A 17,681-nucleotide genomic window follows, 5' to 3' on the forward strand; every position below is an offset into this window, starting at 1 on the left:
TTCAGCGCCATGAGCGACAAACGGCTTCGCAAGACCGACGATCCGCTCGCGCCTCGGGAGGGCACGACCGCGACGGGCAGCGACGTGGAAGCATTCGTGCGCCACGTGCGGGCGCTCGGCGCCATGAAGGGCGCGGCAGCGAGAGGCCGGCTCATCCTCGCTCTGGATGCCACCATGAGCCGCCAGCCGACCTGGGACCTGGCCTGCCGTCTCCAGGGCGAGATGTTCGAGGCGGCGGGGCGCACCGCGCTCAACGTCCAGCTCGTCTACTTCCGCGGCTTCGGCGAATGCCGGGCGTCCCGCTTCGTGAACGACGCCGGGGAACTCACCCGGCTGATGACGAAGATCGATTGCCGCGGCGGCCATACCCAGATCGGCAAGGTGCTGTCGCATGCGCTGAAGGAGAACGAACGCGGCAAGGTCGACGCGCTCGTCTACATCGGCGACGCGATGGAGGAAAACGTCGACGACCTCGCAGACAAGGCCGGGCAGCTCGGTCTTCGCGGCGTTCCGGTTTTCGTGTTCCAGGAGGGGCACGACGGTGCCGTCGAGACGGCGTTCCGGGAGATTGCCCGCCTGTCCCGCGGGGCATGGTTCCGGTTCGACCGACAGTCGGCTGCCACGCTCGCCCGCCTGCTGTCGTCCATCGCGGTCTTCGCCACCGGAGGACTGAAGGCGCTCGAGGCGCGGGGCAATGCCAGCGACCGGCTGCTCATCGAGCATCTCGGCGGAAAGGGGCAGGGCGGGGCGGGTCGATGACGTTCATGTTCTATGCGACCGCGGCGCTGGTCGTCGCCTTCCTGGCGGCCGTCGGCTTCGTGCGGGCGGATGCGGTCACCGTGGCGCGGACGATCGGGCTTGCCGGTCCCGCTTTGCTCGGCCTGGCCGGGCTTGGCCTGCTGGCCCTCGGGCGTGTCGGCCTGGCGGGAGCCGCCTTCTCGGGTGCGGTGGCCTGGTACCTGTCGGGCCAGAGGAGGCGCGCGGCGCGGCCGACGCCCGGCAAGCGCTCCACCGTCCGCACCGCTGCCCTCGAGATGGAACTCGACCATGACAGCGGCGCGCTCGCCGGCATGGTTCTGGCCGGCCGTTTCGAAGGCCGCCAGCTCGCCGGACTGTCCCGCGACGATCTCCTGGCGCTCTACCGGGAACTCGAGGGCGAGGCCGACAGTCTACAGCTTCTGGAAGCTTATCTTGACGGCCGATTCCCCGGTTGGCGTGACGGCATGGATGCGCACGTTGGCGGGGGGAAGGGACGCGCGCCAGGCACGGGCGCCATGACTGAGCAGGAGGCCTACCAGGTCCTTGGTCTTGAAGCGGGTGCCAGTGCGGCGGACATCCGCAAGGCGCATCGCCGCCTGATGCAGCGCGTGCACCCCGACCTCGGCGGCTCGTCCTTTCTTGCGGCGCGTATCAACGAGGCCAAGGACGTTCTGCTGAATGGTCATGACTAGTTCTCCGTCGACAGAATACATTACCGGGAGACCGGGGCCGGATCGGCCCCGCGGTCGTTTGCGTCACGTCACTGCTGCACCGCGTAGCAGTCGATCTTCTTGCGCTTGAGAGCGGTGCAGGCGTCGAAAGCGGCCGTCTTGGTGGAGAATCCGCCGAAACGGGCGCGGTGGTAGACGTTCCCCTTCATCTCGAAGAGTTCGGTGAAGGGCAGGGCGCCCGCCAGGATGCTGCCGGCGCGCGAACTCGTCGCATCGAGGACGGCCATGGCCTGCTCCTTCGAAGGCGTCGACGCCACCTGCACGACCCAGCCGCCCTGGCTGATGACCGAGGCCGTCCGGATCGGATCGACTCCGGGGGCGGGCGTGACCCTCTCGATCGCCGCTTCGGCGATGTCCGCGGCCGCCTTCGCGGCAGGCTCGGGCGCATAGGCGACGACAGCGGCCTCCTCTTCCTCCGGCCGGAAGTCGGGCGTGGGGGCCTCGCTCTTCGGCAGCGTCACGGCCGCGGTCGCGATCGGTGCGCCCGGCTTGATGGCGCCGCGCGCGATCAGCGGACCGCTCCTGCGGGTGGACGCCTTGGGAAGGTATTCCCGGATCAGCTTGGTCATCTGTGCGTCGCGGCTGGCGCCGGTGTTGCCGCCGATGACCACCGCCACGATGTTGCGCCCGTCGGTCTTCACGGAGGAGACCAGGTTGAAGCCCGAAGCGCGGATGTAGCCGGTCTTGATGCCGTCGACGCCCTTCACGCGCCCGAGCAGCTTGTTGTGGTTGGCCATGCGGACTTTGCCGAGGGTGAAGGAGCGCGTCGAGAAATAGTCGTAGTGGTGCGGGAAGTGCTCGCGCAGCGCGATGCCGAGGATGGCCATGTCGCGGGCGGTCGTCCGCTGGTTGGCGTCCGGCAGGCCCGACGCATTGCGGAAGGTGGTGTTCGACATGCCGAGCTGGCGCGCCTTGGCGGTCATCTGCCGCGCGAAGCCGGATTCCGTTCCGCCCAGAAGCTCGCCGACGGCAGCCGCCGCGTCGTTGGCCGACTTGGTGACCAGCGAGTAGATGATCGTCTCGACCGTCACCGAATTGCCGGCGCGCACGCCGATCTTCGTCGGCGGCTGGGCCGCCGCATGGGCCGAGAACGGAACGCGGGTATCCTTGCGGATACGCCCGGCGTCCAGCGCCTCGAACACCATGTAGAGGGTCATCATCTTGGTGAGGGACGCGGGATACCGCGCGGAATCGGCCGAGGATTCATAGAGGGTCCTGCCGGTGTTCGCGTCGATCACGATGCCTGCATAGTCGCCGGCGCGGGCCGGTGCGGACGACAGGGCGGCCATGGCCGCGACGGCGAGGATGACGAGGAATCGGGAGGCAGCGAGAAGGGTTCTGGGGATACCGTTCGACTGACGCACGTTGCACCTTCGAATTCTTGTTGTTCGATTTCCGGCGACACGCGTGCCGCCACGACATGGAGCGGACGGTAAGGTCGGCGTCGTTACCAATCCGTTTAAGGTAACCGGAATGTTGCCGGATCCATGACCATTCGGTTCGAGTTTTAGCGTTCGGACGGTCACGCAGCGTCAGGCGGGCGAGAGCCTGCCGTCGCGATTGCCATCGGGCCGCCGGCGCTCTAGAAGCCGGGCATGAGCAAACGTGTCGCCATCTATGCTGGCTCCTTCGATCCGCTGACCAACGGTCACCTCGACGTCCTCAAGGGCGCCATGGCGGTGGCCGACGAGATCGTCGTGGCCATCGGCATCCAGCACGGCAAGACGCCCGTCTTCACCTTCGAGCAGCGCGTGGCGCTCATCGAGGAGGTCGCGGCGTCCGAACTGCACGCGCTGAAAGGGCGGGTGCGCATCATCTCCTTTTCCGGCCTGCTGATCGACGCCGCCCGCGCCAACGGCGCCACGATCATGATCCGCGGGCTGCGCGACGGCACCGATCTCGACTACGAGATGCAGATGGCCGGCATGAACGAGACCATGGCGCCGGAACTGCAGACGGTGTTCATTCCGGCCAGCCCGTCGGTCAGAACCATTACCGCCACACTCGTCAGGCAGATCGCGGCGATGGGCGGCGAAATCCGCCCCTTCGTCCCGGCCGCCGTCGCATTGGCGCTGGCCGCCAAGTTCAAGGCCTGACAGTTTCCAGGGAGAATACGCAATGCTGCTCAAACAGCTGGCCTCGGCCTGCCTCATTTCGGCGAGCCTCGTCTTCGGTGCCGCGGCGGCCGAGCCGGAGAACACGCTGATCCTGACGCTGAAGGACGGCGACGTGACGATCGCGCTGCGGCCCGATCTGGCGCCCAAGCACGTCGAGCGGATCAAGACGCTCGTGCGCGAAGGGGCCTACGACAACGTCGCCTTCCACCGGGTCATCGACGGCTTCATGGCGCAGACCGGCGACGTGGAATTCGGTGACATGGAGGACGGCTTCAATGCCCGCCGCGCCGGCACCGGCGGCTCGTCGCTTCCGGACCTTCCGGCAGAGTTCTCGCGCACGCCGTTCCTGCGCGGCGTCGTCGGCATGGCCCGCGCCCAGGACCCGAACTCGGCCAATTCGCAGTTCTTCATCATGTTCGCACCCGCGCCGAACCTCGACGGTGGCTACACCGTGGTCGGCGAGGTGGAGAGCGGCATGGAGGCGGTGGACGCGATCAAACGCGGCGAACGCGCCGCCAACGGCGTCGTCCAGGACCCCGACCGGATCATCGACGCGCGCATCGCGTCGGACCCGCAGTAGACCGATACCCTGAAACCGGCCGAGCGCCGACAACATCCGATACGAAGGGAGCCCGACAGATGGCCGAAATCAAGGATCCGGAAAACACCCTGCTCATGGAAACGACCAAGGGCAGGGTCGTGATCGAACTCTTCCCCGACCTGGCGCCCGGCCATGTCGGCCGCATCAAGGAACTCGCCCGCGAAGGCGCCTATGACGGCGTCGTCTTCCACCGCGTCATCGAAGGCTTCATGGCCCAGACCGGCGACGTTAAGTTCGGCAAGTCGGGCGGCGCCTCGTTCAACCCGGCGCGCGCCGGCATGGGCGGCTCCGACAAGCCCGACCTGAAGGCCGAGTTCTCCAACATGAACCACGCCCGCGGCACCTGCTCGATGGCGCGCGCCCAGAACCCGAACTCGGCCAACTCGCAGTTCTTCATCTGCTTCGCCGATGCCGGCTTCCTGAACCGCCAGTACACGGTCTGGGGCCAGGTCATCGAGGGCATGGAGAACGTCGACAAGATCAAGCGCGGCGAGCCGGTGCAGGATCCCGACAAGATCGTGTCGATGAAGGTCGCGGCCGACGCGTGATGCGCTCCATGACGGGCGTGCTCTGGCCTCTCGTGGGCATGATCGCCGGGGCGGCGCTCGCCCTGCAGGCGCCCGTCAATTCCGCACTGGCGCGCGGCCTCGGCCAGCCGGTCGCGGCCGCCGCCTTTTCCTTCCTGTCGGGTGCGATCGTGCTCGGCCTCGTCTCGGCCCTCTGGGCAAAGATGCAGGGCACGGCGATCGACTTCCGCGCGCCTGCACTCTGGCTCTTCGTCGTCGGCGGCTGTCTCGGCGGCTTCTACGTCACCTGCGTCGTGGTGCTGGTGCCCAAGCTCGGCGCCGCCACGCTGATCGCTTTCGTCGTCGCCGGGCAACTGCTCGCCGGCCTCCTGATCGACCGCGTCGGCCTGCTCGGTGTCGCCGTCCGCGAGCTGTCGCTCGGCCGCATCGCCGGCGCCGTGCTGCTCGTCACCGGCGCCCTGATGATCAGGCGGTTCTGAGGCAGGCGGCTATGAAGGTCGACCTCTTCGATTTCGAACTCCCCGAAACCAGCATCGCGCTGAGGCCCGCGGAGCCGCGCGACGCGGCGCGGATGCTGGTCGTGCGGCCGGGCGAGAGGGTGGAGAACGCGGTGGTCCGCGACCTTCCGTCCTTCCTGCGGCCCGGAGACGCGCTCGTCTTCAACGACACGCGGGTGATCCCCGCGCAGCTGTCGGGCACGCGGCGGCGCGGCGCGGCGCGGCGATGGCGCATGTCGATGCGACGCTGCACATGCGCACGGGCGCGGATCGCTGGAGGGCCTTCCTGCGGCCGGCCAAGCGGGTGGCGGCGGGTGACCGCATCGTCTTCGGCCACGGCGGCAATGCCTGCATGCTCGGCGCGCTGGAGGCGACGGTGGCCGAAAAGGGCGAGGCCGGCGAGGCGCTGCTCGTCTTCGATCTCGCCGGTCCGCTGCTCGACGAAGCGCTGCACGCGGTCGGCCACATGCCGCTGCCGCCCTACATCGCCTCGAAGCGGGCGCAGGACGCGCGCGACCTGGTCGACTACCAGACCATCTATGCCCGCGAGGAGGGCGCCGTCGCGGCGCCGACGGCCGGGCTCCATTTCACGCCGGACCTCTTCGCGCGGCTGGACGCGATCGGCGTCGAGCGGCATTTCGTGACGCTGCACGTGGGGGCAGGGACCTTCCTGCCGGTGAAGGTCGACGATACGAACGACCACCGCATGCATGCCGAGATCGGCCATGTCGCCCAGCCGACGGCCGATGCGCTGAACGCGGTGCGGGCGCGCGGCGGGCGCGTGGTCGCGGTCGGCACGACGTCGCTGCGGCTGCTCGAGAGCGCGGCGGCTCCGGACGGACGCCTCGCCGCCTGGTCGGACGCCACCTCGATCTTCATCACGCCCGGCTACCGTTTCCGCGCAGTGGACGTGCTGCTGACGAATTTCCACCTGCCGCGATCGACGCTGTTCATGCTGGTCTCGGCCTTCAGCGGGCTGGAGACCATGCGAGACGCCTATGCGAATGCGATCGCGAGCGGCTACCGCTTCTACTCCTATGGCGATGCGAGCCTTCTGTTCAGGGACGCCGGATGACCGCCAGATCGGACCCCACCGGAGCCGGCACGCCATGACCGAGACCTTCACCTTCCGCGTGCTCGCGACCGACGGCAAGGCGCGTCGTGGCGAGATTTCGATGCCGCGCGGCACCGTGCGCACGCCGGCCTTCATGCCGGTCGGCACGGCGGGCACGGTCAAGGCGATGTATCTCGACCAGGTGCGCGACCTCGGCTCCGACATCATCCTCGGCAACACCTACCACCTGATGCTGCGGCCGGGTGCGGAGCGCATGGCGCGGCTGGGCGGCCTGCACGAATTCGCCCGCTGGCCCTGGCCGATCCTCACCGATTCCGGCGGTTTCCAGGTCATGTCGCTGGCGCAGCTGAGGAAGCTGACCGAGAAGGGCGTCACCTTCAAGTCGCATGTCGACGGTGCCGCCTACGAGATGACGCCCGAGCGCTCGATCGAGATCCAGGGGCTGCTGGACTCCGACATCCAGATGCAGCTCGACGAATGCGTGGCGCTGCCGGCCGAGGCCGCCGAGATCGAGCGCGCGATGGAACTGTCGCTGCGCTGGGCCGAGCGCTGCAAGGCAGCCTTCGGCGAGCAGCCGGGCAAGGCGATGTTCGGCATCGTCCAGGGCGGCGACATCGCGGCGCTGCGCGAGCGTTCGGCCTTGGCGCTGAAGGCGATGGACCTCAAGGGCTACGCCGTCGGCGGTCTCGCCGTGGGCGAGCCGCAGGCGGTGATGCTCGACATGCTCGACGCGACCTGTCCCGTGCTGCCGGCCGAGAAGCCGCGCTATCTGATGGGTGTCGGCACCCCCGACGACATCCTGAAATCGGTCATGCGCGGCATCGACATGTTCGACTGCGTGATGCCGACGCGGGCAGGCCGGCACGGGCTCGCCTACACCCGGCGCGGCAAGATCAACCTGCGCAACGCACGACACGCCGAGGACCACCGCCCGCTCGACGAGGAAAGCGACTGCCCGGCCGCGCGCGACTATTCGCGCGCCTACCTGCACCACCTCGTGCGGTCGCAGGAGGCGCTGGCCGGCATGCTGCTCACCTGGAACAACCTTGCCTACTACCAGAGCCTGATGCAGGGCATCCGCGAGGCCATCTCGGCGGGGCGGATGGGTGAATTCGCGGCCGAGACGGCGGAGCTTTGGGCGAAGGGTGATCTTCCGGCGCTCTGACTGCGTAACAGCTTTCGAACCGCGCATGCGTCGCGGCCGCCGCCAGGAGGAAGCCCGCCATGAAATACGTCACCGCCTACGGCATCGCGGTCGTCATCTTCCTCATCATCGACGCGATCTGGCTCGGCATCGTGGCCCGCGGTTTCTACGCCTCGCGCATGGGCGACCTCATGCTCGACCACCCGCGCTGGGGCGTGGCGGCCGTGTTCTACCTCGTCTACGTCGCCGGGCTGGTCTATTTCGCCATCAGCGTCGGCATGGCGCAGGACAGCGTGCTCGCGGCAGCCTTGAACGGCGCCCTGTTCGGCTTCTTCTGCTATCTCACTTACGACGCGACCAACCTCGCCGTGCTCAAGGGCTACGACCCGGTCGTGGCGATCGTCGACGTCATCTGGGGCACGGTGCTGAGCGGCACGGTGGCGGCCGGCACGCTCTTCGCGATGAAGTCGTTCGGGCTCCTGTCGCAGCCCTCGGGCGGATGAGGCGCTGCCTCAGGTCCTGAGCGCCTCGTCGCTCAGGTGCTGAGCGCATTGGAGGCGCGCATGCTGACGCCGGTGATCAGCCAGTTCCCGTCCCCCTGCATCTCCAGCGTATAGACCGCCTCGTAGGTCTTGCCGTCGGGTCCGACCAGCAGGACCTGCTGGACGATCCGCGTCGGGCTCATCTCTTCGGACTTGCCGAAGGCATGGCTCTGCGGGCGCCGCACCGGCATGTAGCCGTTCTCCACCATCGCCATGAAGGACTGCTGGGTCGGGAAGTAGCGCTTGATGTTCGGCGCTGCGAAGGAATAGGCGCGCGCCGCATCGTCGGCAAGGAAGGCCTCGATCTGGTTCTGAATGACGGTCTGCGCCGCCCTGATCTCCGCCTCGCCGGCCAGAGCCGGAGGCGAAGCGAGCAGGAAGGCGAGGGCGGCGATTGCGATCGGTCTCGGCATGGCGGCAACCTCCTTTGGCCACGGCAGTCCGCCGACTGCGGACCTCGACAGATACGATGCCACAGCGATTCCGGTTTCATCCGCAGCGACGCTCCGGGCAACGCTGCGCACCGCGGATGCATGCGGCGAGGCAGACTGCCGCTTTGTTCGGCAAACGCCGGAATTCGTCTCTTTCACAGGCGCTTGCGGGCGATTGCGCTTGATTTCCGCAGGCGAACACTCTGAAATGGCCGTCACAGGGGAGTATCTCAGTGACAGCGTTCGACGAGATGCGGCCGGACGGTTCGACCGTGCGAGATCCGTACCGAGGATATGACGGTTGGCTGCAGTCGCAGGACAAGGCGCGGCTGACCGAGAAGACCGGGGATGCCGAGCGCGTCTTCCGCAAGACCGGCATCACCTTCAACGTCTATGGCGAGAGCGAGGCGGCGGAGCGTCTGATCCCGTTCGACATCGTGCCCCGCATCATCTCGGGTCGCGAGTGGCGCCGGCTGACGCAGGGCATCGAGCAGCGCGTGATCGCGCTGAACGCCTTCCTGGACGACATCTACCACCGCCAGGAGATCCTGCGCGCCGGGCGCATCCCCCGGGAGCTGATCGCCGGCAACGAGGCCTTCCTGCCCGAGATGATCGGCGTCAAGCCGCCCGGCGGCGTCTACACCCACATCATCGGCGTCGACATCGTGCGCACCGGCGAGGACGAGTTCTACGTGCTGGAGGACAATGCCCGCACGCCGTCGGGGGTCTCCTACATGCTGGAGAACCGCGAGACGATGATGCAGCTCTTCCCGGAGCTGTTCCAGCAGGTGAAGGTGCGGCCGGTCGAGAACTATCCGCAGCTGCTGCGCCAGTCGCTGTCGCGGGTGCGGCCGAACGGCTGCCGCAAGGAGGTGCCGCGCGTGGCGGTGCTGACGCCCGGCATCTACAACTCCGCCTATTTCGAGCACGCCTTCCTCGCCGACCAGATGGGCGTCGAACTGGTCGAGGGGTCCGACCTGCGCGTGGTCGACGGCCGCGTGGCGATGCGCACCACCGAGGGATACAAGGAGATCGACGTGCTCTACCGCCGCGTCGACGACGATTTCCTCGATCCGCTGACCTTCCGCCCGGATTCGGCGCTCGGCATCGCCGGCATCATGGACGTCTACCGTGCCGGCAACATCACCATCGCCAATGCGCCCGGCACCGGCATCTCCGACGACAAGGCGATCTATTCCTACATGCCCGAGATCGTCGAGTTCTACACTGGCCGCAAGGCGCTGCTCGGCAACGTGCCGACCTGGCGCTGCTCGGAGGAGGACAGCCTGAAATACGTGCTGGAGCACCTCGGGGAACTGGTCGTGAAGGAGGTCCACGGCTCGGGCGGCTACGGCATGCTGGTCGGTCCGGCGGCGTCGAAGAAGGAACGCGAGGCCTTCGCCGCCAAGCTGAAGGCGAGGCCCAAGAACTACATCGCCCAGCCGACGCTCTCGCTCTCCACCTGCCCGATCCTCACCGAAGCCGGCCTCTCCCCCCGCCACGTCGACCTGCGTCCTTTCGTCCTGGTCTCCGACAAGATCCAGATCGTCCCCGGCGGCCTCACCCGCGTGGCGCTCAAGGAAGGCTCCCTCGTGGTCAACTCCTCGCAGGGCGGCGGGACGAAGGATACGTGGGTGCTGGATGACTAGCGGAGAAGGGCAGTCGGCAGTCGGCAGTCGGCAGTCGGGGGATGCCGATCGGAGTTCACTTGTTCGTTCCTACCGGGATCTGCGGGTCTGGAAACTGTCGATAGAGCTCATCGTCGAATGTTATGAGGTGACCAAAGCCTATCCGGCGATGGAACTCTACGGTCTCACCTCCCAGATCAGACGATCGGCCACCTCGATCGCTGCGAATATCTCCGAGGGGTACGGGCGAGAGAACAAGGGCTCATACCTCCAATTTCTGAGGATTGCCCAGGGCTCGCTCAAGGAGCTCGAGACCCACCTGATCGTGTCCGGAAGGCTTGGCATGCTTGACCAGGCGACTGAGGAAAAGCTCCTCGTGACGACGGAGAATGTGGGGAAGATGCTACGCGCGTTGATACGCAGCCTGGAGAAAGCAGCATGACGAGTTCGCGGGCCCGTCGAAAGACCGACTGCCGACTGCCGACTGCCGACTGCCCGACAAAGGCCGCCTGACATGCTCCTCGGACGCACCGCCAACGGCCTCTACTGGATGAACCGCTACATCGAGCGCGCCGAGAACACGGCGCGGCTGGTGGATGCGGGGCTGCGGCTGGCGCTGACGCGCAGCGCCGATCCGAGCGAGGAATGGGCCTCGATCGTGGCGAGCGCCGGCGCGTCGATCGCGTTCAGGGAGCGCCACGCCGAGTTCACGGCGGAGAACGTCTCGGACTTCCTGCTCCGCGACACGTCCAATCCGGGCAGCGTCATGTCGGTGATGGAGACGGCGCGCAACAACGGCCGCATGGTGCGCACGGCGCTCACCCGCGAGACCTGGGAGAGCCTCAACGAGGCCTGGATGTCGATGAAGCGGATGCTGGCGCAGCCGATCGACGGCCGCGACCTGCCCAAGGTTCTCGACGCCATCAAGCGCGAGACCGCGCTGATCCGCGGCGCGTTCCACGGCACCATGCTGCGCAACGAGATCTTCGACTTCTCGCAGATCGGTGCCTTCGTCGAGCGGGCCGACAACACCGCCCGCATCCTCGACGTCAAATACTACGTGCTCCTGCCGTCGGTCTCCTGGGTCGGCTCCACGCTCGACAACTATCAGTGGGAATCGATCCTGCGCTCGGTGTCGGCGCACCGCTCCTACCGCTGGATCTACGACGCCGAATACAAGCCGACGCTGATCGCGGACTATCTGATCCTCAACGGCCGCATGCCGCGCTCGCTTGCCTTCTGCTACCGCAACATCGCCGAAAGCCTCGGATTCTTGGCGAGCGAATACGGCGTGCGCCATCCCTGCCACGACACCGCCGAGGCAATCCTCGGCCGGCTGAAGGTCAGTTCGGTGCGGGAGATCTTCGACCAGGGGCTGCACGAGTTCCTCACCGACTTCATCGGCGACAACAACCGCCTGGGCAACGAGATCGCCCAGAACTACCGCTTCTACTGAGGCCGGAAGGATCCATGCGGCTCAAGATTACCCACCGCACCGAGTACCGCTACGAGGCCCCGCTCGGCTATGCGCTGCAGCGGCTGCGGCTGACGCCCTACAGCGGCGGCGCGCAGACCGTGCGCTCCTGGTCGCTGGCCATCGAGGGCGCGCGCGAGGAAGTGCGCTTCGTCGACCAGTTCGGCAACGAGACCATCCTCATCAGCGCCGAAGGCGGTCCGCACGCCATCGTGGTCGAGGTCCGCGGCGAGGTCGACGTCGTCGACACGACGGGCGTGACCGGGCTTCACCGCGGCTTCGCACCCCTCTGGCTCTTCACGGCACCAACGGCGCTGACCGCCCCCGGCGAGGGGATCGCCGCGCTCACGGCCTCGATCGGCGGCGACAGCGAACTCGAGCGCCTCCATGCCCTGATGACGGCGGTCGCCGCGCAGGTCGCCTACGTCAAGGGCACCACCGATCCCGCCACCGGTGCGGAGGAGGTGCTGCAGCGGAAATCGGGCGTCTGCCAGGACCATGCCCACGTCTTCGTTTCGGCAGCCCGCGCGCTCGGCTTCCCGGCGCGCTACGTCAGCGGCTATCTCTATTCGGGCGATGCGCCCGAGCAGGCCGCGAGCCATGCCTGGGCTGAGGCCCATGTGTCGCACCTCGGCTGGGTCGGTTTCGACGCGTCCAACGACATGTGCCCCGACGACCGCTACGTCCGGCTGGCAACCGGGCGCGACTACCGCGACGCCATGCCAGTGTCGGGAATCCGTCATGGCAGCGGCGAGGAACGGCTTGCGGTCTCCGTGACCGTCGAGCAGTAGTGTCGGCCGGGGAAATCGGGCCGAATCGCTGTCATGACCTATTGCGTTGGCATCAAGTTCGATCGGGGGCTTGCGTTCATGTCCGATACCCGGACGAACGCGGGGATCGACAGCATTTCGACCTTCCGCAAGATGTTCACCTGGTCGAAGCCCGGCGAGCGCGTCATCGTTCTCCTGGCCGCAGGCAATCTGGCGACCACGCAGGCCGTCGTCAGCCTGCTCGACGAACGCTCCAAGGCGCCGTCGGAGCGCACGCCGTCGCTGCTCGAGACTCCGTCCATGTTCCAGACGGCCCGTGTGGTGGGCAATCTGGTCAAGGAGGTGATCGCCAGCTCCGCACCGGCCGGCCAGAGCCAGGATGCGTTCAGCGCCTCCTTCATCCTCGGCGGGCAGATCAAGGGCTCGGAGCCCCGGCTCTTCATGATCTACCCGGAGGGGAATTTCATCGAGGCGGGCTCCGACACGCCCTTCTTCCAGATCGGCGAAGCCAAGTACGGCAAGCCGATCCTGATCCGCGCCTACGACCGGGCGATGAGCTTCGAGGCGGCGGCCAAGCTGCTGATGGTGTCGTTCGACTCGACGCTCAAGTCGAACCTGTCGGTCGGCATGCCGCTCGATATGCTCTTCTACGAGAGCGACAGCTTCGAGATCGGTTTCCAGAAGCGGATCACCAAGGACGATCCCTATTTCCGGACGATCTCGGACGGCTGGTCGGACGCGCTCAGGACGGCCTTCGGCAGCCTGCCCGATTTCTCTCTGTCATGAGCCTTCGCCCGCGCTCAGCGCGTTGAGATCCTGCAGCATGTCGAGCAGCGCCTCGATCCGCTCGCGGCCGAGTTTGGCCTCCATCTCGGCATAGATGGCCCGGCTGGCTGGCGTGACATCACGGATGAACTCCAGTCCCCTCGGCGTGATCCGGATCACGGCGCGCCGCGCATCCGCCTCGTCCCGCCCGCGCGTCACGAAGCCGCGGTCCTCCAGCGTCCGCACGATGCGTGTCAGGCTCGGCGCAAGCAGGCAGGCCCTGGCCGCGAGTTCCGTGGCGTCGAGTGCACCGGACTCGCCGAGCGTTCGCACGACGCGCCACTGCTGCTCGGTGATGTCGTGCGCGGCAAGCAGCGGCCTGAAATGCGACATCACCGCCTCGCGCGCGCGCAGCAGCGCGATCGGCAGCGAGCGGTTGGTGTCGCGCGGCATCAGGAGGTCATCCGGGCAGGTGGACCGGGAGGGTGTCATCCGTCGCTTCGTGCTCCCTCTCATGCCGCCCCGGACCATGCGGCGCGCCGTCTCCCGCAGGCATAGACGATCGGTCGGCGCATGGGAAATGGCCCAGCGCGCACTTTCGGGTGACAGCCGCGTCTGCTGCGTCGTAGGTATCGGGCCCGGTGGCGCAGGAGAGTGACTTCATGGACGGCGAATCGTTCCGACAGTGGTCGGTCAAGGCGGCGGAGTGGGGCGCCGATTACCGCGAGAGCCTGCGCGACCGCCCGGTGCGGGCGCAGACCGTGCCGGGCGAGATCGCCTCAGCCATTCCCGCCGCGCCGCCGGAGCAGCCGGAAGCGATGGACAGGATCTTTTCCGACTTCGAGACGACGATCGTGCCGGGCATGACGCACTGGCAGCACCCGCGCTTCTTCGCCTATTTCCCCGCCAATGCCGCGCCGGTCTGCGTCGTGGCCGAGTATCTGGTCACGGCGATGGCCGCACAATGCATGCTTTGGCAGACCTCGCCGGCGGCGACCGAGCTCGAGACGAAGGTGCTCGACTGGCTGCGCCAGGCGCTCGGCCTGCCGGACGGCTTCGTCGGCGTGATCCAGGATTCCGCCTCGTCGGCGACGCTGTCGGCGGTTCTCGTCATGCGCGAGCGCGCGCTCGACTGGAAGGGCAACAGCCAGGGCCTGCCCGGGCAGAAGCGGATCCGGATCTATTCCTCCGATCAGGTCCACACCTCCATCGACCGTGCAATCTGGGTCTCCGGCGTCGGCCAGGAGAACCTCGTGCGCATTCCGACCCGGGGCACTGCGCGCGGCATGGATGCCGACGCGCTCGAACGCGCCATCGACGCCGACAGGGCGGCCGGCCACCTGCCGGCGGGAATCATCGCCTGCGTGGGCGGAACGAGCATCGGCGCCACCGACGACCTCCTCGCGATCTGCGCGGTGGCGAGGCGGCACGGCCTCTACGTGCATGTCGACGCCGCCTGGGCCGGGTCGGCCATGATCTGCCCGGAGTTCCGCCGCTTCTGGACGGGCATCGAGCAAGCCGATTCCGTCGTGCTCAACCCGCACAAATGGCTGGGTGCGCAGTTCGACTGTTCGACCCATTTCCTGCGCGATCCCGACAGCCTGGTACGGACACTGGCGATACAGCCGGAATATCTGAAGACACACGGCAAGGACGGCCTCATCAACTATTCCGAATGGACGGTGCCGCTCGGCCGCCGGTTCCGCGCGCTGAAACTGTGGTTCCTGATGCGGGCGCATGGGCTTGAAGGGCTGCGCGGCATGATCCGCAACCATGTCTCCTGGTCTCACGACCTCGCGCGCCGTATCGGTGAAGAGCCGGAGTTCGAACTGGTGACCGAGCCGATGCTGTCGCTGTTCAGTTTCCGGCACTGTCCCGCGGGTGTGGTCGATCTCGACCGCCACAACATCGACCTCGTCAGCCGCATCAACGACGAAGGCCGCATCTATCTCACCCAGACACGTGTCGACGGGGCCGTTGCGATCCGCTTCCAGGCCGGCCAGTTCGACGCGACCGAGGCCGACGTCGCCGAGGCGTTCGACGCCATTCGGGCAGCGGCCCGCGGCATGCCGCCGCAACGGTGAGGACCCCAACCACCGCCGAAAAAACGACTTGCCAAGCCGCGTCTTTCGTTTTTCTGTAGAAGAAAGAAAAACGAAAGGGGGGTGCATGTTCCTGTCGCCGCGGCATTCGGCCATCATCGAAATGGCGAAGGAACAGGGGCGAGTGCTCGTCGAGGACCTCGCCCAGCATTTCGGCGTGACGCCGCAGACCATCCGGAAGGACCTGAACGACCTCTGCGACCAGCGCCTGCTGACGCGTATCCATGGCGGTGCCCTGTTCCCTTCGGGGATCGAGAACATGGAGTACGAGGCACGTCGCAAGATCGCCTCCGAGGAGAAGGACGCGATCGGCCGGGCGGCGGCCCGGCTGATCCCCGACAATGCCTCGCTGTTCATCAACATCGGCACCACCACCGAGGCGGTGTCGAAGGCGCTGCTCGATCACAACGGGCTGATGGTCATCACGAACAACATCAACGTCGCGAACCGGATGCGGATCTACCCCTCGATCGAGGTGGTGATCGCCGGCGGCGTGGTGCGCGGCTCCGACGGCGGCATCGTCGGCGAGGCGGCCGTCGACTTCATCCGGCAGTTCAAGGTCGACTATGCCGTCATCGGCGCCTCGGCGATCGATCATGACGGCGCGCTGCTGGATTTCGACTTCCGCGAGGTGAAGGTGGCGCAGGCGATCATCGCCAATGCGCGGCACGTGATCCTGGTGGCCGACGGCACCAAGTTCGAGCGGACCGCGACGGTCCGGATCGGCCACCTGTCGCAGGTCAACACCTTCATCACCGACCGCTGCGACGTCGAGCCGGTCCGCACGATCTGCGCGGAGGCGGAGGTGCGGCTGATCGAAACCGGACGGTGACGGAAACGGACCAGTTCCTTTGCGCGCGTTTGACATTCGGTTGGTTTTCACTTTAGTCCTTTGCGCGGGAGGTGCGGCGACGGCGCGGTGAGCGGACCGTCGGCTGCGGCCCGAGCGGCGGGGGACCGTCCGTCGCCCGCGACGTGACAGGGAGGCATGACGACATGGGTTCCTTCATCCTGGCGATCGACCAGGGCACAACCTCGTCGCGGGCGATCGTCTTCAATGCCGACATGACGGTCGTGGCCGTCGGCCAGCAGGAATTCCCGCAGATCTATCCGGCATCCGGCTGGGTGGAGCACGATCCGGAAGCGATCTGGGACAGCGTCGTCTCGACCGTGAAGAGCGCGCTGAAGAAGGCGAAGCTGACGGCCGCCGACATCGCCGCCATCGGCATCACCAACCAGCGCGAGACGGTGGTGGTGTGGGACAAGGCGACCGGCGCGCCGATCCACAATGCCATCGTCTGGCAGGACCGCCGCACCGCCGCGATGTGCCAGAAGCTCAGGAAGGCGGGGCACGAGGAGACCTTCTCGAAGAAGACGGGCCTGCTGCTCGATCCGTATTTCTCCGGCACCAAGCTCGCCTGGCTGCTCGACACCGTGAAGGGCGCCCGCAATCGCGCGGCGAAGGGCGAACTGCTGGCCGGCACGATCGACAGCTTCCTGATCTGGCGGCTGACGGGTGGCGCCAGCCACGTCACCGACGCCACCAACGCCTCCCGCACGCTGGTCTACAACATCGCGAAGAACCGGTGGGACGCCGAGCTTCTGAAGATCCTCGACATCCCGGCCGCCATGCTGCCCGAGGTGAAGGACTGCGCCGACGATTTCGGCGCGACCGACCCGGCCCTGTTCGGCGCCGCGATCCCGATCCTCGGCGTCGCCGGCGACCAGCAGGCGGCCACCATCGGCCAGGCCTGCTTTGCGCCGGGCATGATCAAGTCGACCTACGGCACCGGCTGCTTCGCCGTTCTCAACACCGGCGCGGACCTCGTCCGCTCGAAGAACCGGCTGCTCTCGACCATCGCCTATCGGCTCGACGGAAAGACCACCTATGCGCTGGAGGGCTCGATCTTCGTGGCGGGCGCCGCCGTGCAGTGGCTGCGCGACGGCATCAAGGTGATCGGCAAGGCCGAGCACAGCGGCGAACTGGCGGCCCAGGCCGACGACGGCCAGGAAGTCTATCTGGTGCCGGCCTTCGTCGGGCTCGGCGCGCCGCACTGGGACCCCGACGCCCGCGGCGCGATGTTCGGGCTGACCCGCAACACCGGCCCGGCGGAGTTCGCCCGCGCGGCGCTCGAATCGGTCGCCTTCCAGACCCGCGACCTGCTCGACGCCATGGGCAAGGACGCCAGGGGCGTCGCGGCGAGCACGGTGCTGCGCGTCGACGGCGGCATGGTCGGCTCCGACTGGGCCATGCAGCGGCTGGCCGACATCATCGATGCGCCGGTCGACCGGCCGAAGATCCTGGAGACGACGGCGCTCGGCGCCGCCTGGCTCGCCGGCTCGAAGGCCCGCGTCTGGCCCGACGCGGCCGAGTTCTCGCGCCGCTGGGCGCTCGACCGCCGCTTCGAGCCGGTGATGGAAGCCGCCGAGCGCAAGCGCAAGGTCAAGGGCTGGAAGGACGCCGTGCGGCGGACGCTGTCGACGACCTGACGGAATTCGACCGGGGAGAAACGCATCG

Annotated in this window: 19 protein-coding genes and 1 pseudogene; 17 read left to right on the forward strand and 3 right to left on the reverse strand. The window is 67.4% G+C overall.

Annotated features, from left to right (window positions below; genetic code table 11):
• Positions 1–9 precede the first annotated feature (9 nt).
• Together IAI54_RS05605 and IAI54_RS05610 are read left to right on the forward strand one after the other, a co-directional pair.
• A complete protein-coding gene (locus tag IAI54_RS05605) occupies positions 10–759 on the forward strand; it encodes a vWA domain-containing protein (protein ID WP_187971416.1) in 750 nt (249 codons plus the stop codon).
• A complete protein-coding gene (locus tag IAI54_RS05610) occupies positions 756–1,451 on the forward strand; it encodes a DnaJ domain-containing protein (protein ID WP_187971417.1) in 696 nt (231 codons plus the stop codon). Before IAI54_RS05605 ends, IAI54_RS05610 begins: the two co-directional genes overlap by 4 nt.
• Before the next feature lie 68 nt (positions 1,452–1,519).
• Here the strand turns inward: IAI54_RS05610 and IAI54_RS05615 are convergent, their stop codons facing one another.
• The gene (locus IAI54_RS05615) at positions 1,520–2,854 is read right to left on the reverse strand and encodes a D-alanyl-D-alanine carboxypeptidase family protein (RefSeq protein ID WP_235679265.1); all 1,335 of its coding nucleotides are present in this window, start codon (positions 2,852–2,854) and stop codon (positions 1,520–1,522) included.
• 231 nt (positions 2,855–3,085) lie between these two features.
• Here IAI54_RS05615 and coaD point away from each other — a divergent pair, with 231 nt between their 5' ends.
• From coaD to IAI54_RS05650, 7 genes and pseudogenes are all read left to right on the forward strand, one after another.
• A complete protein-coding gene (gene coaD, locus IAI54_RS05620) occupies positions 3,086–3,586 on the forward strand; it encodes a pantetheine-phosphate adenylyltransferase (protein ID WP_187971418.1) in 501 nt (166 codons plus the stop codon).
• Positions 3,587–3,608: 22 nt separating this feature from the next.
• Complete coding sequence (locus IAI54_RS05625) at positions 3,609–4,187, forward strand: peptidylprolyl isomerase (RefSeq protein WP_187971419.1); 579 nt, start codon at positions 3,609–3,611, stop codon at positions 4,185–4,187.
• Positions 4,188–4,246: 59 nt separating this feature from the next.
• On the forward strand, positions 4,247–4,756 hold the full coding sequence (locus tag IAI54_RS05630; RefSeq protein ID WP_187971420.1) for a peptidylprolyl isomerase: 510 nt from the start codon (positions 4,247–4,249) through the stop codon (positions 4,754–4,756).
• Between the two features lie 8 nt (positions 4,757–4,764).
• Positions 4,765–5,214, forward strand: coding sequence for a DMT family transporter (locus IAI54_RS05635; RefSeq protein WP_187971421.1), 450 nt, complete (start codon positions 4,765–4,767; stop codon positions 5,212–5,214).
• Positions 5,215–5,225: 11 nt separating this feature from the next.
• Positions 5,226–6,307 (forward strand): annotated as a pseudogene (gene queA, locus IAI54_RS05640) (tRNA preQ1(34) S-adenosylmethionine ribosyltransferase-isomerase QueA).
• Positions 6,308–6,341: 34 nt separating this feature from the next.
• Positions 6,342–7,472, forward strand: coding sequence for a tRNA guanosine(34) transglycosylase Tgt (gene tgt, locus IAI54_RS05645; RefSeq protein ID WP_187971422.1), 1,131 nt, complete (start codon positions 6,342–6,344; stop codon positions 7,470–7,472).
• Between the two features lie 59 nt (positions 7,473–7,531).
• Positions 7,532–7,954: a DUF2177 family protein gene (locus tag IAI54_RS05650; RefSeq protein WP_187971423.1), complete on the forward strand. Its 423-nt coding sequence runs from the start codon at positions 7,532–7,534 to the stop codon at positions 7,952–7,954.
• Positions 7,955–7,986: 32 nt separating this feature from the next.
• Here IAI54_RS05650 and IAI54_RS05655 read toward each other — a convergent pair whose 3' ends face one another.
• A complete protein-coding gene (locus tag IAI54_RS05655) occupies positions 7,987–8,406 on the reverse strand; it encodes a DUF4864 domain-containing protein (RefSeq protein ID WP_187971424.1) in 420 nt (139 codons plus the stop codon).
• Positions 8,407–8,657: 251 nt separating this feature from the next.
• On the opposite strand from IAI54_RS05655, the gene IAI54_RS05660 reads away from it, so the two are divergent.
• The 5 genes from IAI54_RS05660 (at position 8,658) to IAI54_RS05680 (ending at position 13,082) form a co-directional block, all read left to right on the forward strand.
• Complete coding sequence (locus IAI54_RS05660; protein ID WP_235679266.1) at positions 8,658–10,073, forward strand: circularly permuted type 2 ATP-grasp protein; 1,416 nt, start codon at positions 8,658–8,660, stop codon at positions 10,071–10,073.
• On the forward strand, positions 10,066–10,494 hold the full coding sequence (locus IAI54_RS05665) for a four helix bundle protein (RefSeq protein ID WP_187971425.1): 429 nt from the start codon (positions 10,066–10,068) through the stop codon (positions 10,492–10,494). Before IAI54_RS05660 ends, IAI54_RS05665 begins: the two co-directional genes overlap by 8 nt.
• Before the next feature lie 72 nt (positions 10,495–10,566).
• Complete coding sequence (locus tag IAI54_RS05670; protein WP_187971426.1) at positions 10,567–11,508, forward strand: alpha-E domain-containing protein; 942 nt, start codon at positions 10,567–10,569, stop codon at positions 11,506–11,508.
• Positions 11,509–11,522: 14 nt separating this feature from the next.
• Complete coding sequence (locus tag IAI54_RS05675; RefSeq protein WP_187971427.1) at positions 11,523–12,317, forward strand: transglutaminase family protein; 795 nt, start codon at positions 11,523–11,525, stop codon at positions 12,315–12,317.
• A 33-nt stretch (positions 12,318–12,350) separates the two neighbouring features.
• Positions 12,351–13,082, forward strand: a complete 732-nt coding sequence (locus IAI54_RS05680) for a proteasome-type protease (protein ID WP_187971428.1) — start codon at positions 12,351–12,353, stop codon at positions 13,080–13,082.
• Here the strand turns inward: IAI54_RS05680 and hpaR are convergent.
• Complete coding sequence (gene hpaR, locus IAI54_RS05685; protein WP_187973035.1) at positions 13,077–13,577, reverse strand: homoprotocatechuate degradation operon regulator HpaR; 501 nt, start codon at positions 13,575–13,577, stop codon at positions 13,077–13,079. The genes IAI54_RS05680 and hpaR overlap by 6 nt on opposite strands.
• 146 nt (positions 13,578–13,723) lie before the next feature.
• On the opposite strand from hpaR, the gene IAI54_RS05690 reads away from it, so the two are divergent.
• The 3 genes from IAI54_RS05690 (at position 13,724) to glpK (ending at position 17,653) form a co-directional block, all read left to right on the forward strand.
• The gene (locus IAI54_RS05690) at positions 13,724–15,145 is read left to right on the forward strand and encodes a pyridoxal phosphate-dependent decarboxylase family protein (RefSeq protein WP_187971429.1); all 1,422 of its coding nucleotides are present in this window, start codon (positions 13,724–13,726) and stop codon (positions 15,143–15,145) included.
• A gap of 85 nt (positions 15,146–15,230) precedes the next feature.
• Positions 15,231–15,995, forward strand: coding sequence for a DeoR/GlpR family DNA-binding transcription regulator (locus IAI54_RS05695; RefSeq protein WP_187971430.1), 765 nt, complete (start codon positions 15,231–15,233; stop codon positions 15,993–15,995).
• A gap of 164 nt (positions 15,996–16,159) precedes the next feature.
• Positions 16,160–17,653, forward strand: coding sequence for a glycerol kinase GlpK (gene glpK / locus IAI54_RS05700; RefSeq protein ID WP_187971431.1), 1,494 nt, complete (start codon positions 16,160–16,162; stop codon positions 17,651–17,653).
• Positions 17,654–17,681: the final 28 nt, after the last annotated feature.

Origin of the sequence: Aquibium microcysteis (genome assembly GCF_014495845.1) — a bacterium.
GTDB lineage: Bacteria > Pseudomonadota > Alphaproteobacteria > Rhizobiales > Rhizobiaceae > Aquibium > Aquibium microcysteis.